The organism is Geodermatophilus sabuli (genome assembly GCF_010686765.1).
GTDB classification, from domain to species: Bacteria; Actinomycetota; Actinomycetes; order Mycobacteriales; family Geodermatophilaceae; genus Geodermatophilus; species Geodermatophilus sabuli_A.
This window is the reverse complement of sequence record NZ_JAAGWF010000010.1, coordinates 122,461-148,533: the sequence shown is the minus strand read 5'-3', so window position 1 is coordinate 148,533 and position 26,073 is coordinate 122,461. Positions and strand designations below refer to the sequence as shown.

At 74.9% G+C, this 26,073-nt stretch carries 22 protein-coding genes; 13 read left to right on the top strand and 9 right to left on the bottom strand.

Annotated features, from left to right (window positions below; all coding sequences use genetic code 11):
- Positions 1-29: 29 nt before the first annotated feature.
- From GCU56_RS11160 to GCU56_RS11145, 4 genes are all read left to right on the top strand, one after another.
- Entirely contained in the window at positions 30-932 is a 903-nt protein-coding gene (locus tag GCU56_RS11160) for a TrmB family transcriptional regulator (protein ID WP_204331882.1), read from the top strand.
- A 46-nt stretch (positions 933-978) separates the two neighbouring features.
- Positions 979-2,424 carry an FAD-dependent oxidoreductase gene (locus GCU56_RS11155; RefSeq protein ID WP_163481800.1) on the top strand — a complete coding sequence of 482 codons (1,446 nt, stop codon included), beginning with the start codon at positions 979-981 and terminating at the stop codon, positions 2,422-2,424.
- Positions 2,425-2,460: 36 nt separating this feature from the next.
- Positions 2,461-3,222: an SDR family NAD(P)-dependent oxidoreductase gene (locus GCU56_RS11150; RefSeq protein ID WP_163481799.1), complete on the top strand. Its 762-nt coding sequence runs from the start codon at positions 2,461-2,463 to the stop codon at positions 3,220-3,222.
- Positions 3,223-3,407: 185 nt separating this feature from the next.
- Entirely contained in the window at positions 3,408-4,814 is a 1,407-nt protein-coding gene (locus GCU56_RS11145; RefSeq protein WP_163481798.1) for a metal-dependent hydrolase family protein, read from the top strand.
- A 3-nt stretch (positions 4,815-4,817) separates the two neighbouring features.
- Here GCU56_RS11145 and GCU56_RS11140 read toward each other — a convergent pair whose 3' ends face one another.
- Genes GCU56_RS11140 through GCU56_RS11130 form a run of 3 tightly spaced genes read right to left on the bottom strand, consistent with a single transcriptional unit; the run spans position 4,818 to position 7,330 of the window.
- Positions 4,818-5,834, bottom strand: a complete 1,017-nt coding sequence (locus GCU56_RS11140; protein ID WP_163481797.1) for an LLM class flavin-dependent oxidoreductase — start codon at positions 5,832-5,834, stop codon at positions 4,818-4,820.
- Positions 5,834-6,517: an SDR family oxidoreductase gene (locus GCU56_RS11135; protein ID WP_163481796.1), complete on the bottom strand. Its 684-nt coding sequence runs from the start codon at positions 6,515-6,517 to the stop codon at positions 5,834-5,836. Before GCU56_RS11135 ends, GCU56_RS11140 begins: the two co-directional genes overlap by 1 nt.
- 24 nt (positions 6,518-6,541) lie before the next feature.
- The gene (locus tag GCU56_RS11130) at positions 6,542-7,330 is read right to left on the bottom strand and encodes a TIM barrel protein (RefSeq protein WP_163481795.1); all 789 of its coding nucleotides are present in this window, start codon (positions 7,328-7,330) and stop codon (positions 6,542-6,544) included.
- A gap of 126 nt (positions 7,331-7,456) precedes the next feature.
- Here GCU56_RS11130 and GCU56_RS11125 point away from each other — a divergent pair, with 126 nt between their 5' ends.
- The gene (locus GCU56_RS11125; protein ID WP_163481794.1) at positions 7,457-8,668 is read left to right on the top strand and encodes an MFS transporter; all 1,212 of its coding nucleotides are present in this window, start codon (positions 7,457-7,459) and stop codon (positions 8,666-8,668) included.
- Positions 8,669-8,718: 50 nt separating this feature from the next.
- On the opposite strand, the gene GCU56_RS11120 is transcribed toward GCU56_RS11125, so the two are convergent.
- Positions 8,719-10,236 carry a PucR family transcriptional regulator ligand-binding domain-containing protein gene (locus GCU56_RS11120; protein ID WP_163481793.1) on the bottom strand — a complete coding sequence of 506 codons (1,518 nt, stop codon included), beginning with the start codon at positions 10,234-10,236 and terminating at the stop codon, positions 8,719-8,721.
- Between the two features lie 137 nt (positions 10,237-10,373).
- On the opposite strand from GCU56_RS11120, the gene gabT reads away from it, so the two are divergent.
- Complete coding sequence (gabT, locus tag GCU56_RS11115) at positions 10,374-11,732, top strand: 4-aminobutyrate--2-oxoglutarate transaminase (protein ID WP_163481792.1); 1,359 nt, start codon at positions 10,374-10,376, stop codon at positions 11,730-11,732.
- A 48-nt stretch (positions 11,733-11,780) separates the two neighbouring features.
- Here gabT and GCU56_RS11110 read toward each other — a convergent pair whose 3' ends face one another.
- Positions 11,781-12,989 carry a saccharopine dehydrogenase family protein gene (locus GCU56_RS11110; protein ID WP_163481791.1) on the bottom strand — a complete coding sequence of 403 codons (1,209 nt, stop codon included), beginning with the start codon at positions 12,987-12,989 and terminating at the stop codon, positions 11,781-11,783.
- Positions 12,990-13,097: 108 nt separating this feature from the next.
- Between GCU56_RS11110 and GCU56_RS11105 the strand changes: the two genes are divergently transcribed.
- Together GCU56_RS11105 and GCU56_RS11100 are read left to right on the top strand one after the other, a co-directional pair.
- The gene (locus GCU56_RS11105) at positions 13,098-14,606 is read left to right on the top strand and encodes an APC family permease (RefSeq protein ID WP_163481790.1); all 1,509 of its coding nucleotides are present in this window, start codon (positions 13,098-13,100) and stop codon (positions 14,604-14,606) included.
- Positions 14,603-15,028 (top strand): universal stress protein, encoded by a 426-nt coding sequence (locus tag GCU56_RS11100; protein WP_163481789.1) that lies wholly within the window; start codon positions 14,603-14,605, stop codon positions 15,026-15,028. Before GCU56_RS11105 ends, GCU56_RS11100 begins: the two co-directional genes overlap by 4 nt.
- 25 nt (positions 15,029-15,053) lie before the next feature.
- On the opposite strand, the gene GCU56_RS11095 is transcribed toward GCU56_RS11100, so the two are convergent.
- Positions 15,054-16,445, bottom strand: coding sequence for an aspartate aminotransferase family protein (locus tag GCU56_RS11095; protein WP_163481788.1), 1,392 nt, complete (start codon positions 16,443-16,445; stop codon positions 15,054-15,056).
- Positions 16,446-16,550: 105 nt separating this feature from the next.
- Between GCU56_RS11095 and GCU56_RS11090 the strand changes: the two genes are divergently transcribed.
- Complete coding sequence (locus GCU56_RS11090; protein WP_163481787.1) at positions 16,551-17,045, top strand: Lrp/AsnC family transcriptional regulator; 495 nt, start codon at positions 16,551-16,553, stop codon at positions 17,043-17,045.
- A gap of 58 nt (positions 17,046-17,103) precedes the next feature.
- On the opposite strand, the gene GCU56_RS11085 is transcribed toward GCU56_RS11090, so the two are convergent.
- From GCU56_RS11085 to GCU56_RS11075, 3 genes are all read right to left on the bottom strand, one after another.
- Positions 17,104-18,984, bottom strand: a complete 1,881-nt coding sequence (locus GCU56_RS11085; RefSeq protein WP_163481786.1) for a primary-amine oxidase — start codon at positions 18,982-18,984, stop codon at positions 17,104-17,106.
- Complete coding sequence (speB, locus tag GCU56_RS11080; protein ID WP_163481785.1) at positions 18,981-20,018, bottom strand: agmatinase; 1,038 nt, start codon at positions 20,016-20,018, stop codon at positions 18,981-18,983. The genes GCU56_RS11085 and speB overlap by 4 nt, the downstream gene beginning before the upstream one ends.
- Before the next feature lie 103 nt (positions 20,019-20,121).
- Positions 20,122-20,994: an aldo/keto reductase gene (locus GCU56_RS11075; protein ID WP_163481784.1), complete on the bottom strand. Its 873-nt coding sequence runs from the start codon at positions 20,992-20,994 to the stop codon at positions 20,122-20,124.
- A gap of 76 nt (positions 20,995-21,070) precedes the next feature.
- Here GCU56_RS11075 and GCU56_RS11070 point away from each other — a divergent pair, with 76 nt between their 5' ends.
- The 4 genes from GCU56_RS11070 (at position 21,071) to alaS (ending at position 26,073) form a co-directional block, all read left to right on the top strand.
- Positions 21,071-22,447, top strand: a complete 1,377-nt coding sequence (locus GCU56_RS11070; protein ID WP_163481783.1) for an AAA family ATPase — start codon at positions 21,071-21,073, stop codon at positions 22,445-22,447.
- Between the two features lie 159 nt (positions 22,448-22,606).
- Positions 22,607-23,032 carry a DUF948 domain-containing protein gene (locus tag GCU56_RS11065; protein ID WP_163481782.1) on the top strand — a complete coding sequence of 142 codons (426 nt, stop codon included), beginning with the start codon at positions 22,607-22,609 and terminating at the stop codon, positions 23,030-23,032.
- Complete coding sequence (locus tag GCU56_RS11060; protein ID WP_163481781.1) at positions 23,032-23,319, top strand: hypothetical protein; 288 nt, start codon at positions 23,032-23,034, stop codon at positions 23,317-23,319. Before GCU56_RS11065 ends, GCU56_RS11060 begins: the two co-directional genes overlap by 1 nt.
- A 60-nt stretch (positions 23,320-23,379) precedes the next feature.
- Entirely contained in the window at positions 23,380-26,073 is a 2,694-nt protein-coding gene (gene alaS / locus GCU56_RS11055) for an alanine--tRNA ligase (protein WP_163481780.1), read from the top strand.

Below are 26,073 nucleotides of genomic sequence, written 5' to 3'. Positions count from 1 at the left end.
ATGGCACCCCGGGAGGAGGGGTACGGGCAGTGACCTACGAAGACGTGATCGAGCGGCTGCAGCACCTGGGCATGTCCGGCTACGAGGCCAAGACGTACCTGGCGCTGGTCGGCGCGGGGGAGCCGCTCAACGGCTACGAGGTGGCCAAGCGGTCGGGCGTGCCCCGCAGCACGGTGTACGAGACCCTCGCCAAGCTCGTCGCGCGCGGCGCGGCCTTCGAGGTGCGGGGCGCCGGGGACGCCGTGGACTACCTGCCCCTGCCGGCGAAGGCGTTGCTCAACCGGCTCGGCCGCGACTACTCCGAGTCCCTGGCCGCACTGGACGCGATGCTGCCGGCGATCGCCGCGCCGCCCACCGTGCACCTGATCCACAACCTGTCCGGCGCCGCGGCCCTGCTCGACCGGGCCCGCGACGTGGTCTCCGGCGCCCGGCGGGAGCTGTTCCTCTCCATCTGGCCCGAGGAGATGGCCGCCCTGCGCGACAGCGTGACGGCGGCCGAGGCGCGCTCGGTGGCGGTCACCTCCATCGCCTTCGGCGACCTCGGCGACCCGGTGGGGCGCACCTACCAGCACGAGCTGTCCACGCCCGAGGTCGTCATGGAGAACCTCGGCTGCCGGATGCTCACCGTCGTCGGCGACCGGCAGGAGGCCGTGATCGGCGGCTTCACCGAGACCGGGGCCTGGGGGGTCTACACGGACAACCCGGCCGTCGTCCTGCTGTCGGTCGAGTACATCCGGCACGACATCGCCATCCAGCTCATGGGCGACCACTTCGACGCCGAGCAGATCCGGGCGTTCTGGCAGGAGGACCCCGACATGAACCGCCTGCGCGCCGACCGCGGACTGCCCGCGGCCACGCTGCAGGCCGCCGAGCAGAGCGGGCGCGACCGCATCCCCGCCCGGCGCGCGCGCCGGGGCCGCTCGGCCAGCTGACCGCCCGTCCCCGGGCCCGGCCCGGTCCCGACCCGCAGGAGGAACCGTGCCGCCCACCCCCGACTGCGACCTGCTCGTCGTCGGGTTCGGGGCGGCCGGCGCGGCCGCCTCTCTCACCGCCGCCCGGGCCGGTGCCTCCGTCGTCGTGCTGGAGAAGCAGCCGGCCGACCGGCACACGCCGAGCACGCGGATGTCGGGGGGCCTCGTCATGGGCGTCACCGACGTGCCCGCGGCGACGGAGTACCTGGACCGGTGCGCCGGCGGCATGGTGCCGCGCGACGTCAGCGCGCGGTGGGCAGAGCGGGCCGGGGGGCTGTTCGACTGGCTGGCCGCCCGCGGGCTGCCGATGACCGCGATCGGCGGTGCCGAGCACCCGGAGCTGCCCGGGGCGGAGGGCATCGTCGTCGGGCAGCCGGGGGAGGCGCGCTACCGCCTCGACGCCCGGGGCGGCGCGGGGACGGACCTCTACGCCGCCCTCACCACCGCCGTCGCCGGCACCGGCGTGCAGCTGCGGTGGTCCAGCCCCGCGGCGCGGCTGCTCCGGGACGACGCCGGGATGGTCACCGGTGTCCGCGTGGGGGACGACGACGGCACCGTCGTCCGGTCCCGGTCCGGCGTGGTCCTCGCGTGCGGGGGCTACGAGTTCGACGAGGCGCTCAAGCTCGACCACCTCCGGGCGGCGCCGGTGTACTTCTACGGCAACCCCGGCAACACCGGGGACGGCGTCCGGATGGCGCAGGCGCTGGGGGCCGACCTGTGGCACATGAACCAGATGGTGGGCCGCGCGATCGGGAGCTTCCCGATGCCCGACGGCAGCCGGCTCAACCTGATCATCGGCATCGACCCGCCCGGCTACGTCATCACCGACGGCGCGGGACGGCGCTTCGCCGACGAGAGCCAGCAGGCCCGCCTCCTGCACGGCTTCTACTACGAACTGCTCGGCATCGACCCGGCGACCGGAGGCCACCCGCGGGTGCCCTGCTACTGGTTCTTCGACGACCGGCGGCGCGCGGCCGGCCCGCTCACCTTCCCGCACCTCGGCGCCGGCGCGGTCGGCCTGTACACGTGGAGCCCCGACAACCGGGCCGAGATCGAGCGCGGCTGGGTCCACCAGGGCGCGACCGTGGCCGACGCCGCCCGCGCGGCCGGCGTCGCCGACCCGGAGGCGGCCGCGGCCACCGTGGCCGCGTACAACGCCGGCTGCGCCACGGGCAGTGACCCCCTGGGCCGTCCGGCGGAGACGCTCGTGCCGCTGGACACCCCGCCCTACTACTGCGTGCCGCTGTACCCGGGCGGCTCGAACACCACCGGCGGACCCCGCCGGGACGCCCGGGCGCAGGTGCTGGACGTCTTCGGCGACGTCATCCCGGGGCTGTACGCGGCCGGCGAGCTCGGGCAGGCCAGCGGCCTGCTGTACCCGGCCGACGGCAGCAACCTGTCCGAGGCGCTGTGCTTCGGGCAGATCGCGGCGGAGTGCGCCCTGGCCGGCTGAGCCCGGCGGGGACCATCCACGAGGAGGACGTGCGGCATGCGCGAACTGGCGGGCTCGTCGGTGCTGGTGACCGGCGGGGGATCGGGCATCGGCGCCGGGGTCGCCCGGCACCTGGTCGAGCGGGGTGCCCGGGTGACGGTGTCGGGACGGCGGGCGGACAAGGTGCAGGCGGTGGCCGACGAGCTGGGCGCGGCCTGCCTCGCCGTCCCGGCCGACGTCACGGCCGCCGGTGACCGGGAGCGCCTGCTCGCCGCCGCCGTCGGGCACGGGGGCGGACTGGACACCCTCGTCAACGCCGCCGGGAACATGTACCGCGGCGCGCTCGACGCACTGGACGAGCAGCAGGTGCTCGACCTCTACCACGCCAACGTGGTGGGCCCGGTGCAGCTGTCGGGGCTGGCGCTGCCGGAGCTGCGGGCCCGCCGCGGCTCCATCGTCTTCTTCGGGTCCGTGCACACCCAACGGGCCTTCCCCGGCGCCTCGCCCTACGCGGCGACGAAGGGGGCGCTGGAGGCCCTCACCGGCGTCCTGGCCGCGGAGCTGGGACCGCAGCAGGTGCGGGTCAACTGCATCCGGCCCGGTGCCGTCTACACCGAGATCAACGAACGGGCCGGGCTCGGCACCCCCGAGGAGGCCCACGCCCGGCTGCAGTCCCTCGGCGCCGCCCATGCGCTGGGCCGGATCGGGACGGTCGAGGAGGTCGCCGAGGCGGTGGCCTACCTCGCGGGGGCCGAGTGGGTGACCGGCAGCATCCTGACCGTGGACGGCGGCCTCGCGCTGGGGGTCACCAACGCCTGAGGGCACCGTCGCCACCCACCCCGGCGCCCGTCGTCACCTCGCTCGGGAACCCGTCGCCACCTCCCGGCGCCCGTCGTTACTGTGCTTGACACTATGGGGACGCCCGCCGACGATGGGCGACGGCGACGTGACGCGGGCCACTCCGCCGGACTCGGCGCGCCCCGCCGTCCCTGGAGGGAGCGCAGATGTCCGAGCCGATCCTCATCACCGGCGGCACGGTGGTCGACGGCACCGGGGCCGACGCCCGGCCCGGCGAGGCCGTGCTCATCCGCGACGGCCGGATCGCCGCGCTTGGTGCGGCCGCCGAGGCGCAGGCCGTGGACCTCCCCGGCCTGACCCGGATCGACGCCACCGGCCGCACGGTCATGCCGGGGCTGATCGACGCCCACACCCACCTGTCCTTCGGCGAGCCCACCGGCAACGACGAGCTGTTCTTCCACCGCACCGAGGCGTTCAGCTCGATGCTGTCGGCGCACAACGCCCAGAAGGTGCTGCGGGCCGGCGTCACCAGCGTGCTCGACGCCGACTGCCTGTGGAACATCGGCGTGGAGCTGCGCGACGCGATCGAGTCCGGCTTCGTCGAGGGCCCGCGGATGCGCGCCGGGGGCAACGCCCTCATGACGATGCTGGGCGGCACCGCCGGGCGGCTGATCAGGGACGAGGGCACCACCGGCTACGCCACCGTCGTCCACGACGCCAACGGCATCCAGCGTGAGGTGCGCCGGCAGATCAAGCACGGCGTCGACTGGATCAAGGTGATGGTCACCGGGCTGATCCCCTCGGTGAAGGGGCCGGAGGTCAAGGTCTGGAACAAGCGCGAGATCCAGGCGGTCGTCGACGCGGCGCACGAGCTCAACACCCCCGTGGTGGGTCACTGCCGCAACTCGATCAGCACCAAGGAGTCGGCCGAGGCCGGCATGGACCTGATCTACCACTCGTCCTACATGGACGACGAGGCGCTCGAGGCGGTCGTCGAGAACGGCTCGGCGCTGTGCCCGACGTTCACGCTGCTGGGCAACCTCGTCGAGTACGGCGAGAAGGTCGGCACCGCCCCCGAGCTGCTCGACGTCTTCAAGGCCGAGCTCGACGTCACCGGCGTCATGATCGACAAGGCGCACCGGGCCGGCGTGCGGGTCATCACCGGCTCGGAGACGGGGTTCGCGATCACCCCGTGCGGCGAGTGGCACGCGCGGGAGCTCGACATGCTCGTCCAGTACGCCGGGTTCTCGCCGATGGAGGCGATCACCGCGGCGACCTCGCAGGCGGCCTGGGCGATCAAGATGGAGGGCAGCCTCGGCGCGGTCCGCGAGGGCTACGTCGCCGACGTCCTCGTGGTCGACGGTGACCCGCTGGCCGACATCACCGTCCTGACCCGCGAGGGGGCGATCGTGGAGGTGGTCAAGGAGGGCCGCCGGATCGACCTGTCCCGGCCGCTGCCCGAGCGGCGTCCCCGGTCGGGGGAGAAGGTGAGCTTCCTGGCCGCCTGCCCGCTCACCCGTGCCTTCGCCCTGGAGGACACCCGCCTGGCCCAGGCGGCCCGGGAGGGCGACGTGCTGTCCGACGACCAGATGCGCGAGCTGTCCAAGGCCTGAGGGTCAGCGCAGCCCGGGCAGCACGTCCCGGCCCAGCCGCGCCACGCGGTCGGCCTGGCGCCGCGCGTCCGGCTCGGGGAAGAGCACCCGCAGCACCAGGTGGGCGTCGGCCCAGGCCGGCAGCCGGTCCAGCAGTTCGCGCAGCCGGGCGACGACGGCGCCGGCCGGTCCGACGGCCTGGAAGTAGCGGTCGACCGACCCGGCCGTGACGGGCGCCTCCGGGTCGGGCGCGACGATCCCGGCGTGCGCGATGCCGCCGGCCTGCATCGCCTCGTACGCCGTCTGCGTGGCGGCGTAGCCCCGCCGGGCGGCGTCGGCGTCGGCGGGGTCGTCGGTGAGCAGGACGAGGGCGTTGACCGCGATCGTGAACGGGCGCCCGACCGGCTCGGCGAACGCCGGGAGCACCCGGTCGAGGATGGCGTCGTCCGCGCGGCCCACCAGGTAGCCGTCGGCGACGCGGCGGGCCCGCTGCAGGGCGGCCGGGGCGTACCCGCCCAGCCACACCGGGATGCCGTCCCGCAGCGGGGCCGGGGTGACGCGCAGGCCCTGGCCGGCGTACGCGGGGCCGCTCCAGTCGAACGCCTCCCCGGTCCAGGCCCGGCGCAGGAACGGCACGAGGTCGGACATCAGCGCCCCGCGGCGGGTGGGGTCCACGCCGAAGGCGGCGTACTCGTGCTCGGCGTAGCCCAGGCCGAGACCCAGGACCAGGCGCCCTCCGGACAGGTGGTCGAGGACCGCCGCGTCCTCGGCCAGCCGCAGCGGGTGGTGCAGCGGCGCGAGGGCGACGCCACTGCCGAGCGTGAGCCGGTCGGTCGCGGCGGCCAGCGCGCCGAGCAGCACCAGCGGGGAGGGCAGGTAGCCGTCGGGCATCCCGTGGTGCTCGCTGACCCAGAACGCGTCGAAGCCGGCGTCCTCCGCGGCACGGGCGAGCAGCACCGCGTCCCCGTACGGCGGGTGCGCGACCCCCGGAGGGCGCTGGCCGGTGAACAGCCCGAGGCCGACGGTGCGCCGGCCGGCCATCAGCCCGCCGCCCAGCCGCCGTCGACGGGCAGCAGCACGCCGTTGACGTAGGACGCCGCGTCGGAGAGCAGGAACTGCACCGCCGAGGCGATCTCGGCCGGCTCGCCGACCCGGCCCGCCGGCACGCGGGACAGCAGCCACGCCGTCTGGTCCGGGTCCCCGAGGCGGTCGGCGGTCATGGGGGTGCGGATGATCCCGGGCGCGATCGCGTTGACCCGGGTGCCCGTGGGCCCGAGCTCCACCGCCGCCGCCCGGGTCAGCGCGGCGATCGCGCCCTTGGCGGTGACGTAGTGGACCTGTCCGGCGACGGCGTGGGTGGCGGTGACCGAGGAGATGTTGACGACCGCGCCGGAGCGCTCCTCGGTGCGCCACCGCCGGGCGACCCCGCGGGTGCCGAGGAAGCACCCGGTGACGTGCACGGCCATCATCCGCTCGAACGCCGCCAGCTCCAGCTCCTCGAGCGGCGCCCGGTCCCGGATGCCGGCGCAGTTGACCAGCCCGTCCAGCGGCCAGACGGCGTCCAGCACCCGCTCCCAGCCGGCCTCGTCGGTGGTGTCGAGCTCGTGCCCGCCCTCCGGGGGCCGCAGGTCGGCGGCGGCCACCTGCCAGCCCGCGGCAGCGAGCACCCGGCAGACCTCCGCGCCGATGCCCGATCCGCCTCCGGTCACCAGGACTGCAGGCACGTGCCCTCCTCGTCGTCGTGCGGGTCAGTGCGCCGGGTGCGGCGCACCCAGCAGGCCGCGGACGCTGTCCATCGCCCGCCGCGCCCGCGCGGGCACGTCGAGCTGCCGCGACCAGGTGTCGGACTGCACCTCGACGCAGACGGGCAGGTCGGCCGGCAGGGCGGCGAGGACGTCGGCCAGCGGCAGCTCGCCGTCGCCGGGGAACAGCCGCCCGTGCCGTGCCTCCTCGGCCAGCGCCGCCAGGTCGCCGGGCGGGTCGGCGGGCGCGTCGCACAGCTGGAGGTAGCCGACCGGTGGGGCGCCGGGCCGGGTGAGGTCGGCCGGGGTCTCCCCGCCGCGCTGCAGGTGCAGGACGTCGACGAGGACGGTCAGGCCCGTGCCGCCGGCGGCCCGCACCAGCTCGCCGGCGGCGTGCAGGGTGGGGACGGCGGTGAACCGCATGAACTCCAGCGCCACGGTGACCCCCGCGGGCGCGCACCAGCCGGCCAGCGTGGCCAGCTCGTCGGCCGTGCGGGCGGGGTCGTCGTGCGAGCTCACCACCAGCAGGAAGCGGGCGCCGAGCTCCGCGGCGGCGTCCACCCAGGGGCGGTGGTGCCCGACCGGCGTCCCGGGGCCCAGCCGCACCACCTCCAGGTCGAGCAGGGCCAGGCCGCTGTCGTCGATCCGGCGCCGCAGCGAGCCGATCGCGTGCTCGGGGTCCCACCGGGTGCCGAAGGCGTCGAAGCCCGCGGCCGCCGCGGCGTCGAGGGCGTCGTCGGGTCGCGCGTCGAGCACGGTGCCGGCGGACAGGGACACCACCCGGCCGGCCGTCACCCGGCTGACCGTAGTCGCTAGAGCACCAGCGACGGAAGCTTGAGTTGTGCTCCGGGTCTCACCTACGGTCGGTCCACCCGCCCGGCCGCCCGGGGTCCGGCCGGTGGTGGCGATGGGCGGGCGCGGATGGCGGACCCCAGCTCGGTGGTGGGCCGGCGGGCCGCGGTCGTCGCCGTCTGCACCGCGGCCATGGGCGCGGGCACGGCGCCGGCGTTCCTCTACGGCTACCTGGGTCCCGAGATCCGGGCCGACCTCGACCTCTCGCGCGGTGGCCTCGGCCTGCTGATCGGCCTGTTCTACGGCCTCACCGGCCTGGGCTCGCTGGTGGCCGCGCGGGTCGCCCAGCCCTGGGGTGCCCGGCGCTGCATCGTCGTGGACCAGGTGGTGGTGGCCGGCTGCCTGCTGGCGTCGGTGGCCTTCCCCTCGGCGCTGGTGCTGGGCCTGGCCGCCGGCGTCGCGGGCGTGGGCTACGCGCTGGGCAACGCGGGGACGAGCATGGCGGTGGCCGCGACGGCGCCGGCGGGACGCGCCGGGCGGGACCTCACCGTCAAGACCGCCGGCGTACCGCTCATGGCGACGGTGCTCGCCCTCGCCGGGCCGGCGGTGGCGCGCTCCGTCGGCTGGGAGGGGGTGGCCCTGGCCCTCGCGGTCGTCGCGGCGGCCACCGCCGTCGCCGGGGGGCTGCTGCTGCCGGCCCGTCCCGCCGCCCGCGGCCGGGGCGTCGCCGCGACGGCGGAGCCGGACCGGCCGCTGCCGCCCGGGTTCGCGCTGCTGCCCCTGGCCGCGTTCCTGTTCATCGCCGGCTCCCAGCCGCTGCTGTCCTGGCTGGTGCTCTCGCTGACCGATGCGGGGGTCGGGACGGCCACGGCCGGTGCGGTCTCCGCGGCCGGCACCGGCGCCGGGGTGGTGGCCATGGTGCTCGTGGCCCGGCTGTCCGACCGGGTCGGGCCGCCGCGGCGGGCGCTGGTCGCGGCCGGGCTGGCGGGCCTCGCGCTGCTCGGCGTGCTGCTGCTGTGGTCGACGGCGGGCAGCCCGCTGGTCCTGGTGGTCGTCGGCGCGGTCGTCGGCCTCTTCGGCAACCTGGCCGGGGCCAGCACGATCCACGCGGTCGTCGTCGACCGGGCGCCGTGGGCGGTGGGCCGGGCGATCGCCCTCATGTCCACCGGCTACTTCCTCGGCGCGCTGGTCGCGCCCTGGGCGTTCGGGCTGGCCGCCGACCTCACGGGCGGGTACGCGCTGTCCTGGGGCGGCTGCGCGGTCGCGCTCGCCGGCAGCGCGGTCTGCTTCGTCCTGGTGCACCGGCGGGTCGCCGTCCCGGGCCTCCGGGTGCCCGGCTGAGCCCACCGGGCGGGCGCGCGCCGGCGCGCCGCTGGAGCCGCCCCAAGCCGCTAGGGACGAGCCGGAGGGTGCAGGGCCACCCACAGTTCGGCCCGGACGCCGGGGGAGTCCAGGTCGCGGCCCAGCAGCTCCTGGACCCGGTGGATGCGCTTGCGCAGCGTGTGCCGGTGGACGCCGAGGCGGGCGGCCGCGGGCTCCCACTGGCCGTGCGCGGCCAGCCACGCCCGCAGCGACTCGACCAGCTCGCCCGGCCCGGCCCGGTCGGCGGCGACCAGCGGGGCGAGCGCCGCCTCGGCGAACGCGGCCGTGGCGTCCGGGTCGAGCAGCGCGGCCAGGCCCTGGCCCGCGACGTCGGCGGAGCCGGTGACCGGGCGGCCGGTCGCGCGGCCGTGCTCGGCGGCCTGGCGGGCCTGCCGGACGCCCTCGGCCAGCCGGTCCCACGACACCGGGGGCGCCGTCCCGACGACGGCTCCGCGCACCCGCTCGGGCAGGACGGCCAGCCGCCGGTCCAGCGGCCCGTCGGCGGCGACCAGGACGACCAGCGCGCTCTCCAGCTCCGCGGCGAACACCGGCTCGCGGTCCTGCGCCGCGGCGTCGGCGGCCACGTCGACGGCGGCCGCCCGCTGCTCCGCGCTGCCGAGGAGGACCAGCGGGCGCACCGGCTCGGTCGGCAGCCGCTCGCCCAGCGCGGCGACCGCGGGGACCACCGACGCCTCCTCCCCGGCCAGCAGCAGCCGCAGCAACGCGGCCCGCAGCGCGGCCGTGGCGCTGTCGAGCGCCCGGGACTGCTCCAGCCGCAGGGTCAGCAGCAGGGCGGCCGCGTTGACCACGTGCCGGTCGGCGGCCGGGAACGACCCCGGGCGCCCGACGGCGAGGAACCCGCGCGTGCGCGTCCCGGTGCCCAGTGACTGCAGCAGCACCGTCTCGTCGGGACGGGTGAGCGCTGCCCCGGCCGGGGAGCGCGTGCCGCGCAGCCGGTCGAGCGCGGGTGCGAGGGTGCCGGCGCGGGCCCGTGCACCGGGCGGCGCCGCCTCCACCGGCGTCCCGGCGGCGTCGGTGAGCAGCGCCCACCCGCCGAGGTGCCGGGCCAGCCGGTCGACGAGGGTGGCCGGTGCACCGGGGGCGACGGCGGCGCGGGTCAGCTCCTGCTGGACCGCCGACGCGCGCGCGACGGCCGCGTACTCCTCGGCCGCGAGCGCGCTGGAGACCGCCCGCGAGAGCGCGATGAACGGCGTCTGCCGCGGCACCTCCAGCACGGCGAGTCCGTGCGCGTCGGCCGCGGCCACCAGCTCCTCCGGCACCTTCGCGAGGCTCAGGCCGGTGCCCAGCCCGAGGGCGACCACGCCGGCCCCGGCCAGCCGCCGGACGTAGTCCCGCTGTCCCGCCGCGTCGGCCGGGAGGGTCAACCCGGTGCTGAGCAGCAGCTCGCCGCCCTCGAGGAAGGGGGTCGGGTCGGCCAGCTCGCTCACGTGCACCCAGGAGACGGGACGGTCGGCGGCGGCGGCGGAGGTGTGCAGCGTCAGCTCCAGTGCGGCGGTGTCCAGCAGCGTCGCGACGGTGACCGGCACGGCAGACCTCCGACGATGTGGACACCCGGGCGCCCCCGGGACGCCGTGGTGGACGGTACCGACGGGGCGCCGGGAGGCCCACGCTGAGCGGAGGGTCTGCCCCGACGGGGGTGGCCGGGCTGCGAGGAGCTGGAGACATGACCGACGTGCTCGCCCGAACCGACGCCGTGACCCAGGAGCGGCGGCTCGTCACCGAGGTGCCCGGCCCCCGGTCCCGCGAACTGGCCGCCCGCCGGGCGGGTGCGGTCACCTCGGCCGTGGGCAGCGTCCTGCCCGTGTACGTCGAGCGCGCCGGCGGCGCCGTGGTCGTCGACGTCGACGGCAACTCCTTCATCGACCTCGGCTCCGGGATCGCCGTGACCAGCGTCGGCCACGCCGCGCCGGAGGTCGTGGCCGCCGTGCAGGCGCAGGTCGCCGCCTTCACCCACACCTGTTTCATGGTCGGGCCGTACGAGGGCTACGTGGCCGTCAGCGAGGAGCTGGCCCGGCTCACCCCCGGCGACCACGAGAAGCGGACGGCGCTGTTCAACTCCGGCGCCGAGGCCGTGGAGAACGCGGTCAAGGTGGCCCGCGTGGCCACCCGCCGCTCGGCCGTCGTCGTCTTCGACCACGCCTACCACGGCCGCACCAACCTCACGATGGCGCTGACCGCCAAGAACATGCCCTACAAGAACGGGTTCGGGCCCTTCGCCGGTGAGGTCTACCGGGTCCCGATGTCCTATCCCTTTCGGGACGAGCCGGGGATGACGGGGGAGCAGGCCGCCGCGCGGGCGCTGGCCCTCGTCGAGACGCAGGTCGGCGGGGAGAACGTCGCCGCGGTGCTGATCGAGCCGATCCAGGGGGAGGGCGGCTTCGTCGTCCCGGCGCCGGGCTTCCTGCCCGCCCTGGCCGACTGGTGCGCCCGCTCCGGCGCGGTGTTCATCGCCGACGAGGTGCAGACCGGCTTCTGCCGCACCGGCGCCTGGTTCGCCGCCGAGCACGAGGGGGTCGTGCCCGACCTGGTGACGACCGCCAAGGGCATGGCCGGCGGCCTGCCACTGGCGGGGCTGACCGGCCGGGCCGAGCTGCTCGACGCCGTCCACACCGGCGGTCTCGGCGGCACCTACGGCGGCAACCCGGTGGCCTGCGCCGCCGCGCTGGCCACCATCGCGACCATGCGCGAGCAGGACCTCGCCGGTGCCGCCCGCGCCATCGAGGCCGCCATGCTGCCGCGGCTGCGGGCCCTGCAGGAGCGCACCGGCGTGATCGGGGACGTCCGGGGGCGAGGCGCCATGCTGGCCGCCGAGATCGTCCGGCCCGGTACGACCGAGCCGGACGCCGGGCTGACCGCCGCCATCTCGAAGGCCTGCCACGCCGAGGGCGTCATCACCCTGACCGCCGGCACGTTCGGCAACGTGCTGCGCTTCCTGCCCCCGCTGGTCATCGGCCAGGAGCTGCTGGCCGACGCCCTCGACGTCCTGGACGCCGCCTTCGCCGCCCACGCCCCGGCCGGCTGAGCGGCCCCCTCGCAGGGGCCCGGCCCGAGCAGAGCGAGGGGTCCTCCTTCAGCCGCCGTCGCGCAGGCCCCAGGGGGAGCCGTAGGCGGTCAGCAGCTCGAGGAAGGGCACCGCGTCGAACGCCTCGGGGCCGAGGACGCCGCTGCCCCGCCACTGCCCGGTCGCCAGCAGCTCCAGGGCGACCACGGGGTTGACCGCGGTCTGCCAGACGACGGCCTGGGCGCCGTACTCGGCCATCGACCAGGCGTTGTCCACCACGTGGTAGAGGTAGACCTGCCGCGGCCGGCCGTCGGTGCCCGTGCCGCTCACCCACAACCCGGCGCAGGTCCTGCCGGTCATGAGCTCGCCCAGCCCGGCCGGGTCGGGCAGCGCCGCGGCGACCACGTCACGCGGGGAGACCTCGACGTCGCCGACCCGCACCGGCGTCGTCGAGTCCAGGCCGGTCTCGTGCAGCACCTTGAGGATCTCGATGAAGTGCGAGCCCAGGCCGTACTTGAACGTCACCCGGCGGGCGTCGACCCATCGCGGCATGAGGAGCACCTCCTCGTGCTCCACGTTCACGCACTCCACCGGCCCGATGCCCTCGGGGAAGTCGAAGACCTCGGGCTCGCTGAACGGCTCGGTCGTGTACCAGCCGCGCTCCCGCTCCCACACGACCGGTGGGTTGAGGCACTCCTCGATCGTCGTCCAGATGGAGAAGGACGGCGCGAAGTCGTGGCCCCGCACGGTCAGGTCCGACCCGTCGCGCACGCCGAGCTCGTCGATCTCGGAGAACAGGTGGTCGGCGGCGTAGCGGGCGAAGACGTCGGACAGGCCCGGCTCGACCCCGATGCCGACCAGCGCGAGCCGCCCGGCCGCCGCCCACTCGCCGGCCAGCGCGAACTGCTCGTCGCCGAGCTTGACGCCGGTCTTCGACCAGGGCTGCTCGGGGTGCGGACGCGACAGCGACATCGCCATGTCCAGGTAGTCCACGCCGGCGGCCAGCGCGGCACGGAACAGCGGCATGACGAACCGCGGGTCGGTGGCGTTGAGCAGGACCTCGCAGCGGTGCTCGGCGAGCAGCGCCCGGACGGCGGCCTCGTCGCTCGCGTCCACCCGGGCGGCCACGAAGCGTGGGTCGCCGGTCGCGGCGACCGCCTTCTCGGCGCGAGCCGGGTCGTAGTCACTGACGACGAGTCGTTCGACGAAGGGGCGGCGCGCGGCGATCGCGGCCACCGCGCTGCCGACGCCTCCGGCGCCGACGAGCAGGATGCGCATGGGGACCTCCAACGGTGGCGGTCACCCTAGCGACGAGTTCCGTCGCCGGACCAGGGTTGGGAGCGCCAAACCCTTGCCGTCCGGCCCCTGGACTGCGATAACCGTCGCATGAGCGCGGACCCCGTAGATCCCGTCGCCGAATCGGCCGCGGAGCCGACCCTCCGGCCGGGTGCGATCGGCTTCGTCGACGCCCTCGTGATCGGGCTGGCCTCGACCTCGCCGGCCTACTCGCTGGCGGCCATCATCGGCGCCCTGGTCGGCCTGGTGGGCGTCAACACCCCCGGCGTCCTGCTGGCCTCGTTCGTGCCGATGCTCCTCATCGCGGCCGCCTTCGCCGCGCTCAACCGGGTCGACCCCGACTGCGGGACGACGTTCTCCTGGGTCACCCGGGCGATGGGGCCGTGGTTCGGCTGGATCGGCGGCTGGGCGATCACGATGACCGGCGTCCTGATCATCGGCTCGCTGGCCAACGTGGGCGTGGTCTTCACGCTGCGGACGCTCAACCTGGACTCGCTGGCGGAGAACCAGCTGCTGGTCACGGTGCTCACCGTGGGGCTGATCCTGCTGATGACCTGGATCTGCGTGCTGGGCACCGAGCTGTCCGCGCGGCTGCAGAACGGTCTGATCCTCGCCCAGACCGTCGCCCTCCTGGTGTTCGCGGCGGTGGCGATCGTCCGCGGCGTGACCGGTGACAGCCCGCTCGGCGGGCTGGACCCGAGCTGGAGCTGGCTCAACCCGTTCGGCGCCGGCGGGGCGGCGCTGTCCGGCGGGCTGCTGCTCGGTGTGTTCGCCTACTGGGGCTGGGAGTCGGCGGTCAACCTCACCGAGGAGACCCGCGACTCGACGTCCACCCCCGGCCGGGCCGCGATCGCCTCGACGGTCGTCCTGCTGGTCACCTACGTCGGCGTCGCCATCGCCGTCCTCGCCTTCGCCGGCACCGACTTCCTCGCGGACAACGCCGACGAGGAGGAGGCGATCTTCGCGCTGCTGTCCACCGAGGTCATGGGCGGCTGGGACTGGGTGGTCCTCCTGGCCGTGGCCACCGCCGCCATCGCCTCGACCCAGACGACGATCCTCCCGGCCTCGCGCACCGGGCTGTCGATGGCGCGGCGGCACGCGTTCCCCCGCCGCTTCGGCCACATCTCGCCGCGGCACCGCACCCCGGACGTGTCGACCTGGTGGGTGGGCGGCATCGCCAGCGTCTGGTTCGTCGTCGTCAGCCTGCTCAGCGAGAACGCGCTGTTCGACTCGATCACCGCGCTGTCCCTGCTGATCGCCTTCTACTACGCGCTGACCGGCATCGCCTGCGCGGTCTACCACCGGCGGCAGCTGACCCGCAGCGCGTCGGCGTTCCTGCTCATCGGCCTCGGCCCGCTGGTGGGCGCGGGGCTGCTGATCTGGCTGCTGGTGCTCGCGATCCGCGACATCTCCGACCCGGCGAACTCCTACACCGGGCAGGCCTGGCTGGGAGTCGGGCCGCCACTGGTCATCGGCGTCGGCATCTTCCTGCTGGGTGTCGTGCTGATGCTCGTCTGGCGGAGCCGGGACGGCAGGTACTGGCAGGAGCGGCCCGGGATCGCCGGCGACCGCATCGTGGTCGACGAGGAGCTGCGGTGAGCATCGTCCTGGGGTACGACGAGTCGCCGGGCTCACGCCCTGCGCTGGCCGTGGCCGTCTCGCTGGCGGTCCGCTTCGACGAGCCGCTGGTCCTGGTCTACGGCGCCGAACCCCCCGGTGGCCTGGGCGAGGAGTTCCGCGCGCACCAGCGGGCGCTGGCCGAGATGGGCCGGGCGGCGGTCGAGCACGCCATGGCCGAGGCCGACGCCGCCGGGGTGCGGACGGTCGTCGAGGTGCTCGACGCCAAGCCCGCCCAGGCGCTGGTCGACGCGGCCGACCGGCACGACGCGCGGGTGATCGTCGTCGGCACCAGCGGGGAGAGCCCGCTGCGCGGCGCCATCCTCGGCTCGGTGCCGCACAAGCTGCTGCAGATCTCCGACCGGCCGGTGCTGTGCGTCCCCGCAGGCACGGCCGGCGAGTAGGGGGCCCCGGGCCGGGCGAGGACCGCTACAGCCGGGTCCAGGCCTCGGTCAGCACCGACCGCAGGATCTGCTCCATCTCGTCGAACTCGGCCTGGCCGCAGATCAGCGGCGGGGCCAGCTGGACGACGGGGTCACCGCGGTCGTCGGCGCGGCAGTACAGGCCGGCGTCGAACAGCGCGCCGGAGAGGAACCCCCGCAGCAGCCGCTCGGACTCCGCCGCGTCGAACGTCTCCTTGGTCGCCTTGTCCTTCACCAGTTCGATCCCGTAGAAGAACCCGTCACCACGGACGTCCCCGACGATCGGCAGGTCCAGCAGCCGCTCCAGTGTCGAGCGGAACGCGCCCTCGGCCTCCAGGACGTGCGCGTCGAGGCCCTCCTCCTCGACCAGGTCGAGGTTGGCCAGCGCGACGGCCGAGCTGACCGGGTGCCCACCGAAGGTGTAGCCGTGCGCGAAGGTCGTCGCCCCCTGCAGGAACGGCTCCATGACCCGGTCGGAGGCGATCATCGCGCCGATGGGGGAGTAGCCCGACGTCATCCCCTTCGCGCAGGTGATCATGTCGGGCACGTAGCCGAACTTGTCGCACGCGAACGTGGTGCCCAGCCGGCCGAAGGCGCAGATCACCTCGTCGCTCACGAGCAGGACGTCGTACCGGTCGCAGATCTCGCGCACCCGGTCGAAGTAGCCGGGCGGGGGCGGGAAGCAGCCGCCGGCGTTCTGCACCGGCTCGAGGAAGACCGCCGCGACGCTGTCGGGGCCCTCGAACAGGATCTGCTGCTCGATCTGGTCGGCGGCCCAGCGCCCGAAGGCCTTGGGGTCGTCCCCGAACACCGGGGCGCGGTAGTAGTTGGTGTTGGGCACCCGGAACGTGCCGGGGACCAGTGGCTCGAAGACCTCCTTGAGCGCCGGCAGGCCGGTGATCGACAGCGCTCCCTGGGTGGTGCCGTGGTAGGCCACCGCCCGGCTGATGACCTTGGTCTTCATCGGCTTGCCGGTCAGCTTGAAGTACTGCTTGGCCGCCTTCCACGCCGTCTCCACCGCCTCGCCCCCACCGGTCGTGAAGAAGACCCGGTTCAGGTCCCCGGGCGCGGCCGCGGCCAGCCGCTGCGACAGCTCGATCGCCGCCGGGTGCGCGTAGGACCACAGCGGGAAGTAGGCCAGCTCGCCGGCCTGCTTCGCGGCCGCCTCGGCCAGCACCCGGCGGCCGTGCCCGGCCTGCACCACGAAGAGCCCCGCCAGGCCGTCGAGGTAGCGCCGGCCGCGGTCGTCGTAGATGGCGGCGCCCTCGCCGCGCACGATGACCGGCGGCGGGGTGTCGCGGTAGGCGCCCATGCGGGAGAAGTGCAGCCAGAGGTTGGCGGCGGCGTCGCCGCCGGCGGCGGAGCCGGGGGCTGCGACGGCCTGCTCGGTGGTGGTCATGACCACGGATCCCGTCGTCGGGGGGAAGTCTGGACCAGGGAATCGTAGCTATTCCCGGGTCGGACTGACGAGTCCGGCAGCCGACTGCGCCGATACGATCCGGGCATGACCACCCGGGGGACCTTCGTGCTGGACGACGTGTCCCGCGCGATCATCGAACAGCTCCAGCAGGACGGCCGGCGTCCCTACGCGCGGATCGCGACCGCGGTGGGTCTGTCGGAGGCCGCCGTCCGCCAGCGCGTGCAGCGGCTGGTGGACGCGGGGGTGATGCAGATCGTCGCGGTCACCGACCCGCTGCAGGTGGGCTTCTCCCGTCAGGCGATGGTCGCCGTCCGCACCGGCGGGGACGCCCGGGAGGTGGCCGACCGGATCGCCGACTTCGCCGAGGTCGACTACGTCGTCATCACCGCCGGCTCGGTCGACCTGCTCGTCGAGGTGGTCTGCGAGGACGACGACCAGCTGCTCGAGACCGTCACCCGCATCCGCGCGGTGGAGGGCGTGCTGTCCACCGAGACGCACCTGTACCTGGGGCTGCGCAAGCAGACCTACGCCTGGGGCACCCGCCGCCCGCCCCTGCCGGCCCCCCAGCCGGACGCCTGAGGCCCCCTGCAGGGCCCCGCCGCGAGCCTGCGAGCGGTGGGGGGCAGGGGGTCCTCCCTCAGTGGCAGCGCCCGGGGGTCGGGGGGACGTCGAGGGCGGGGTTGCGGTCGAAGAAGCCGCTCGGCGCCAGGGAGAAGGAGACCGTGTCCACCGGCATGACCGGCCAGTCCTCGGGGCGGGGGACGTGGTGGATGCCGAAGACGTGCCACAGCACGATGTCGGTGTCGGCGATCGGGCGGTCGGCCCGTGTCCAGTCGGGCAGCCCGGCGTCCCCGCGGCTCTGGTTGCAGAACTCGCCGGCGGGCCAGCGCTCGTCCTCGTCGAACCGGGTCACCCACAGCGGGTGGTCGATCACCTCGGCCCGCCGGAGGATCGGTGAGCTCGGATCGGCCAGCGCGGGGATGGCCCCGGGCGTAAGGAGCTGGTAGCCGGTCGGCGAGCCGAGCCGGTTGAGGCGGCCGCGGTTGACGACCTTCCAGGTGCGCTGGCCGGCCCAGTCGAGGTCCTGCCGGCCCTCGGACTCGGTCAGCAGCGGGCGGGTGCGCTGCACCAGTCCCAGGCCGTGCGGGTTGGCCGGCGAGATCGGGACCGCCTCGCTCTCGGAGACCAGCACGGTGTTCTCCGGGCCGTCGACCTCCATGTCCAGGCGGGCCACGATGAAGTGCTGGTGGTGCGGGGCGTAGGTGCGCTCGTCGACCACCGTGCCGTAGGGCGGGGGAGCGCCGGCGAACCGGCTGGTCACCATGATCCCGGTGGCGCGGACCTCGCACTGGATGCTGCCGTCCTGGTAGAAGCGCCAGTAGACGAGGTACTCGTAGTTGGCGACGGTCGCGTGGAACGACACGACCATCCGCCGGGATCGCCGCACCTCGGCGCCGGCGTGCTCGTCCACGTGCTTCCAGAGGACGCCGTCATCCTCCTCGTGCAGGCAGATCGCGTTGCGGACCTCGTAGGGCTCGCCGCGGGAGTCGTGCAGGACGGCGTCGACGTAGGTGATCTCGCCCAGGCAGTCGCAGCCCAGCTCCAGCGACGTCGTCATGAAGCCCAGGCCCCACTCGCCGATGTCGAAGGCGGTGCGCCGGTGGTGGTCGGGGCTCGGGTCGCGGTAGGGCACGACCATCTCGGCGAAGGACATCCGGTGCGCGATCGGGCGGCCGTCGTAGGACACCCGGTGCAGGACCAGGCCCTCGCGGTGGTTGAAGCCCAGCCGGATCGCCCAGTTCTGCCAGCGCAGCTCGGAGCCCTCGAGGGTGAACGAGACGCCCTCGGGCTGGGTGATCTCGACCGGCCGCAGGTCCGTGCGCTGCCGGAGGCCCGGCACGAGCGCCGGCACGTACTCGCCCATGACGGCGGACGGCGCCGGGGGTGGGGTGTCCTCGACCTGGAGCAGCTCCATCGAGTTCAGGTCGACGACGAAGTGCAGGCCGTCGACCGGGTTGGCGTAGGGGTTGCCCCCGGGCACCGACCGCCGCCACACGTCGGTCCAGCCGACCCGCCGGTCCTGCAGGCCCTCCGGGATGAGGGAGTGCCCGTAGGCCCAGGTGTCGATGAGCACCAGGTCCAGGTCGGTGATGCCGCGCCGGGCCAGCGCCTCGACCACCGCCGGGTGGACGATCAGGGCCTCGTGCGCCTCGTGCCACTCGTCCAGGGTCATGTTGGCCTGCTCACCGGGCACCGCCTCCCAGGAGAGGACGGCGTCGTCGGTCAGCGACACCACCGCCTTGTGCGGCGTCCCCTCGTCGCGGCTCCAGCAGGTCACCCGGGCCTCGCGCCGGATGGGGTCGCCGGGGGCGAACGCACGGACGACGTCCTTGGCCGGCTCGCGCAGCTCGATCGAGGCGAACCGCCAGCGCTCGTCCACGCCCCGGTCCCGGCGCAGGATGCCGGCGGCGGCGCGGAACTCGTCGGCGCTCAGGGGGTCCAGCGGGTGCGCGGTCATGCGGGGTCCTCCACGACGTCGGGACGGTCGGCGAGCAGGGGGAGCGCCGGGTCCCAGCGGGTCCCGTGCCGCGCGTCGCGCCGGCGGCGCGCGATCGCGGAGAGGGCCTCCAGCACCACCCGGTTGGCCAGCGCCGCGGTGACGTCGGCGGAGTCGTAGGGCGGGCTGACCTCCACCACGTCGACCCCCACGACCGGCAGCTCCAGGCAGATGCGGCGGACGGAGTCCAGCAGCTCGCGGGCGGTCAGCCCGCCGGGCTCCGGGGTGCCGGTGCCCGGGGCGTGCCCGGGATCGCAGACGTCGATGTCGACGGAGAGGAAGACGCCCTCGCACCCGTCGGTGGCGATGCCGGAGGCCTCGGTGAGGCAGGCCGGCAGGCCCCGGGCGCCGATCTCGGACATCTCGTAGGAGCGCATCCGCTGCGCGGCCATCCAGTCCAGCGTCTCCGGCGGCGGCCAGTACCCGCGCAGGCCGATCTGCAGGAACCGGTCGCCGCGCAGCGCACCCGACTCGATGAGCCGCCGCATGGGCTGGCCGTGTCCCCAGAGCGAGCCGAACTCGATGTCGCCGGTGTCCGCGTGCGCGTCGAAGTGCAGCATCGACACCCGGCCGGCCCCGAAGGCGTCGGCCACGCCGGAGGCGTCGGCGTAGGTGATCGAGTGGTCCCCGCCGAGCACGACCGGGATGGCGCCGGCCCGGGCGACCGTGGCCACCGCCGCCCGCAGCGCGGGGAGCGCGGCCTCGATGTCGCCGGAGAACATCTCGACGTCCCCGGCGTCGAGCACCCGCAGGTCGCGCAGCCCGTCGGTGCGCAGCGCGAGGCTGGGCCGGGAGCCGTCGTGCCCCAGGTAGTCGGTGGTCCGGATCGCCTGCGGGCCGAAGCGGGTGCCCGGCCGGTGCGACGTCCCCCCGTCGAACGGCGCGCCGAGGACGACGACGTCGGCACCGGCGAACGACCCCGGGTCGTCGAGGTCGCACCGGTCGATGCCGAGGAAGGTGACGTCGGGCCCGTACTGGGCCCCGTAGCGCGGCATGCCCTGACCTCACCATCGCTTCGAGTGCCCGGTCAACGGAAACCGCAGCGCGTCGCGGGCAGGGGTGGTGGATCCGTCGTCCCGACTCGCTCGGCCGCCGGGATCAGCCGTCCAGCCGGGCGAGCTGCTCCGGGGTCAGCCGCAGGTCCGCCGCGGCCGCGGAGTCGACGATCGACGCCGGCCGGGACGCCCCGGGGATCGGGACGACGACGTCGGACTGGGCCAGGTGCCAGGCGAGGGTCACCTGGTACACCGACACGTCCAGCTCCCCGGCCACCTCGGCGAAGGCGGGCGCGGTGGCGTCAAGGGATCCTGCCGCGGACACCCCGCCGAACGGACTCCAGGGCAGGAAGGCCAGCCCGTGCTCGCCGCAGTGCGCCAGCTCGTCGGCGGAGGACCGCCAGCCGGGGGAGAACTGGTTCTGCACGCTCACCAGCGCCGGGCCGACGATCGACCGGGCGACGTCGATCTGCGCGACGTCGGCGTTGGAGATGCCGACCATGCGCACCAGCCCGTCGTCGGCCAGCGAGCGCAGCGCGCCCATCGACTCCTCCCACGGGGTGTCGGGGTCGGGCCGGTGGAACTGGTACAGGCCGATCGCGTCGCCGCCGAGCCGGCGCAGCGACTCCTCGCAGGCCCGGCGCAGGTACGCCGGCGACCCGTCGAGCGCCCAGTCCGCGCCGCGCCGGGTGTGCCCACCCTTGGTCGCGACCAGCACGCCGGAGGTGTCGCCGCCCCACGAGGCCAGTGCAGCGGCCACGAGCGACTCGTTGTGGCCGAACTCCCCCTCGTCCCGGGAGTAGGCGTCGGCGGTGTCGATCAGCGTCACCCCGGCGTCGAGCGCCGCGTGGACGACGGCCCGCGCGTCCTCGGGGGCGGGCCGGGGGTCCTTGGTCGACAGCGGCATGGCGCCCAGGCCGATGGCGCTGACCTGGACGCGGCCGACGGTGTCGTTGCCGATGGTGCGCTGCTGCACGGGCTCCTCCTCGTGGACCGACGGTTGCGTCGTGCCCCGCGGGTAGCGTCGCAACCGTGCTCGGGCAGGTGCGATCGTGACGTCGCTGTTCGACGACCCGGCGCCCGACGCCGGTGGCGCCGTGGTGGACACCGGTGCGCCGCTGGCCGTGCGGATGCGGCCGCGGGGCCTCGACGAGGTGGTCGGTCAGACCCACCTGCTCGGCCCGCGCGCCCCCCTGCGCCGGCTGGTGGAGTCCGACGAGCCGATGTCGCTGGTCCTCTACGGCCCGCCCGGCACCGGCAAGACGACGCTGGCGCACGTCATCTCCCTGGCCACCAAGCGGCAGTTCGTGCAGCTCTCCGCCCTCGACGCCGGCGTCAAGGAGGTGCGGGCGGTCATCCAGAGCGCCAAGCGCGAGCTCACCTACGCCGGCCGGCGCACCGTGCTGTTCATCGACGAGGTGCACCGGTTCTCCAAGACCCAGCAGGACTCCCTGCTGTCGGCGGTGGAGGACCGGATCGTCAGCCTGATCGCGGCCACCACCGAGAACCCGTTCTTCTCCGTGGTCAGCCCGCTGCTCTCGCGCAGTCTCGTGCTCGCGCTGCAGCCGCTGTCCGACGACGACATCCGGGCCGTCCTCCGCCGTGCGCTGACCAGCGACCGCGGGCTCGACGGTGCCGTCACGCTGACCGCCGAGGCGGAGGAGCACCTGCTCCGGATCGCCGGCGGCGACGCCCGCAAGGCCCTCACCGCCCTGGAGTCCGGCGCGGGCGCCGCGCAGGCCGCGGGTGTCGACGTGCTGGACCTGGCCACGCTGGAGACCGCCGTCGCGCAGGCCGCGGTGCGCTACGACCGGCAGGGTGACCAGCACTACGACGTGGCCAGCGCGCTGATCAAGAGCATCCGCGGCAGCGACGTCGACGCCGCGATGCACTACCTGGCCCGGATGGTCGCGGCGGGGGAGGACCCCCGGTTCATCGCCCGCCGGCTGGTCATCTCCGCCAGCGAGGACATCGGCATGGCCGATCCGACCGCGCTGCTCACCGCGGTCGCCGCGGCCGACGCGGTGGCCTTCATCGGCATGCCCGAGGGCCACTTCCCCCTGGCGCAGGCCGTGGTGCACCTGGCCACGGCACCCAAGTCCAACGCCCTCACCGTGGGCATCGGCGAGTCGATGGCCGACGTGCGCGCCGGCCTGGCCGGGCCGGTGCCGCCGGGGCTGCGCGACGCGCACTACGCCGGGGCGGAGAAGCTGGGCCACGGGGCCGCCTACCGCTATCCGCACGACGCCCCCGACGGGATCCTGGCGCAGCAGTACCCGCCCGACGCCCTGGTCGGCCGGGACTACTACCGGCCCACCAGCAGGGGCGCCGAGGGTCCGATCGGCGCCCGCCTGGCCAAGCTGCGGGCGATCGTCAGACGACAGCCGCGGGGGCATCGCAGCACCGGCAGCCCGGGGAGCGGGGTCTGACCGAGGGCGTCGTCCGGCGCGGCCGCTGACTCCCGGCGGGGCACGGACGGTCGCCGGTGCCCGCGACTACTGTGACCACGCCGGGCAGTCGCCCGAGGGTCGGCGCCCGGCCGCGTGTCCGCGCGCCGCGTGCCCGAACGACGAACAGGAGAACTGCGCGTGACCGCAGGAGAGTGGGCCGGATTGATCGCCGCGCTGGCGCTGGTGCTGCTGGTGGTGCTGCTCGCCGTCCCGATCCTCAAGCTGGGTCGCACGCTGGACGAGGCGACGCTGACCATCCGCCAGGCCCGGGAGCAGAGCGGGCCGATCCTGAGCCAGGCCTCGACGACCGTGGCGCACGTCAACAGCAACCTCGAGCGGGTCGACGACATCACCGGCAACGCCGCCAACGTGTCCAGCAACGTCGCGGCCCTCACCAGCGTCGTGGCCGCCACCGTCGGCAGCCCGCTGATCAAGGTGGCCGCCTTCAGCTACGGCGTCCGCAGCGCCGCGCGCAAGAAGCGGGAGGGCCAGGCGCTCGCCGAGGCCGCCGCCCGGGACAAGGCCGCGCGCCGGGAACGCCGCGCCGCACGGCGGGCCGCCTGATGCGCCGGCTGTTCTGGCTGGCGATGGGGGTGACGATCGGCGTCCTCGTGGTCCGCAAGCTGTCCGCGGCCGCCGAGCGGCTGACCCCCTCGGGCATCGGTGCCTCCATCGCCGAGGGCCTGCGCGACCTCGCCGACGCGATCGGCGACTTCGGTGCCGACGTGCGCGAGGCCATGACCGAGCGCGAGCAGGAACTGCGCGCCGGCACCGGCCTGGACGCCCCGCTGCCCAGCCCGGACCAGGTGCAGCTGCCCGGCCGGCGTGGCGCGCACGCCGCCGACCGCTGACCACCTCGCCACCCGCCGGAGGACGCCGCTCCGCCCTCCTCCAGACCCCCGAGTAGGACCATGCAGACCGCCGAGATCCGCCGCCGCTTCCTGGAGCACTTCGCCTCCCGCGGCCACACCGTCGTGCCCAGCGCCTCGCTGGTCTCCCCCGACCCGTCGCTGCTGTTCACCGTCGCCGGCATGGTGCCGTTCATCCCGTACCTGACCGGCCGCGAGCCCGCGCCCTACCCGCGGGCCACCAGCGTGCAGAAGTGCGTGCGCACCCTCGACATCGAGGAGGTGGGCAAGACCACCCGCCACGGCACGTTCTTCCAGATGAACGGCAACTTCTCCTTCGGTGACTACTTCAAGGAGGGGGCGATCGCGCACGCCTGGGAGCTGGTCACCGGGCCGGTCGACGCCGGCGGGCTCGGCTTCGACCCGGATCGGATCTGGGTCACCGTCTACCTGGACGACGACGAGGCCGCCGAGGCCTGGCACCGGATCGCGGGCCTGCCGGTCGAGCGGATCCAGCGGCTGGGCAAGAAGGACAACTACTGGCACACGGGGCAGCCCGGCCCGGGCGGCCCGTGCAGCGAGATCTACTTCGACCGGGGCCCGCAGTTCGGCCCGGACGGCGGCCCGCTGGTCGACACGGCCGGTGACCGGTTCCTGGAGATCTGGAACCTCGTCTTCATGCAGTACGAGCTCACCGACGTACGGAGCAAGGAGGAGTTCCAGATCGTCGGCGAGCTGCCGAAGAAGAACATCGACACCGGCATGGGCCTGGAGCGGGTCGCCTACCTGCTGCAGGGCGTCGACAACCTCTACGAGATCGACGAGGTCGCCCCGGTGCTGCACCGGGCCGCCGAGATCGCCGGGGTGCGCTACGGCCGCGATCACGAGGCCGACGTCCGGCTGCGGGTCGTGGCCGACCACGTGCGCAGTGGGCTGATGCTGATCGGGGACGGCGTGACGCCGGGCAACGAGGGCCGCGGGTACATCCTGCGCCGGCTGCTGCGCCGCGCCGTCCGGTCGATGAAGCTGCTCGGCGTCGACGAGGCCACGCTGCCCGCACTGCTGCCGGTGTCCCGGGACGCGATGAGTGCCAGCTACCCCGAGCTGGCCACCGACTTCGCCCGCATCTCCAGCGTCGCCTACGCCGAGGAGGAGGCGTTCCGCCGCACCCTCACCTCGGGGACGACGCTGTTCGACACCGCCGTCGCCGCCGCCAAGCAGGCCGGGACGCCGGCGCTGTCGGGCGAGCAGGCGTTCTCCCTGCACGACACCTACGGCTTCCCGATCGACGTCACCCTCGAGATGGCCGCCGAGCAGGGCGTCACCGTCGACGAGGAGGGCTTCCGGGCCCTCATGCAGCAGCAGCGCGACCGGGCCCGCGCCGACGCCCGCGCCAAGAAGACCGGCTCGGTCGACGTCCTGGCCTACCGCCGGCTGCTGGCCGACCACGGCCCCACCGACTGGCGGGCCTACGACACCCTGCGCACCGACTCGCGCGTCCTGGGGCTGGTGTCCGAGCTCGCCGACGAGGACGGGGACGGCGGCGCGCCGGCCGGACCCGGCGAGATCACCCGGGTGGTGCTCGACCGGACGCCGTTCTACGCGGAGTCCGGTGGTCAGGTCGCCGACGCGGGGCTGCTCACCTGGGACGGTGGCCGCGCGGAAGTCCTCGACGTCCAGCGGCCGGTCAAGGGCCTGGTCGCCCACCAGGTGCGGGTGCTCGAGGGTGAGCTCACCCAGGGCGCCGAGCTGGTCGCCGAGGTCGACCGCGAGTGGCGGCTGTCGGCCTGCCAGGCGCACTCGGGCACGCACGTGGTGCACGCCGCGCTGCGCCAGGTGCTCGGCCCGCAGGCGCTGCAGTCGGGGTCCTACAACCGGCCCGGCTACCTGCGGCTGGACTTCGCCTGGCAGGGCGCGCTCACCGGCCAGCAGCGGCACGACATCGAGGACGTCGCCAACGCCGCCGTCCGCGCCGACCACACGGTGACCGCCTCCTACATGACGCTGCCCGAGGCCCGGGCCCTCGGCGCGCTGGCGCTGTTCGGCGAGACCTACGGCGAGCAGGTGCGGGTCGTGGAGATCGGCGGCCCCTGGTCGCGCGAGCTCTGCGGTGGCACCCACGTGCGGGGCAGCTCGCAGATCGGCACGCTCGCCCTGACCGGGGAGTCCTCGGTCGGCTCGGGCTCGCGCCGCGTCGAGGCGGTCGTCGGCCTCGAGGGCTTCCGCTACCTCGCCCGCGAGCGCGACCTCGTCCGCCAGCTCGGGGACCTGCTCAAGACCCCGACCGACGGGCTCGCCGAGCGGATCAGCGGGATGCTGGCGCGGCTGCGCGACGTGGACAAGGAACTCGCCGAGCTGCGCGGCCAGCAGACCCTGGCCGCGGCCGGTTCGCTGGCCGCCGGGGCCAGGGACGTCGCGGGTGTCGCCGTGGTCACCGGTGCACCGGCCGGACTCGGCGGCGGGGACCTGCGCACGCTGGCGCTCGACGTCCGGGGCCGGCTGCCCGCCGACCGTCCGGCCGTCGTCTTGCTCGCGTCGGAGTCCGGGGGCAAGGTGGCTCTGGTGGCGGCCCTCAACCCGGCCGCACAGGACCGCGGCCTGTCGGCCAACGACGTGCTCCGCGCGGCGGCGACCCCGGTCGGTGGCCGGGGCGGTGGGAAGCCCGACGTCGCCCAGGGGGGCGGGACCGACCCCGCCGGCATCCCTGCGGCCCTGCACGCCGGCGAACAGGCGGTCCAGACCGCCGCAGGGAGGTGA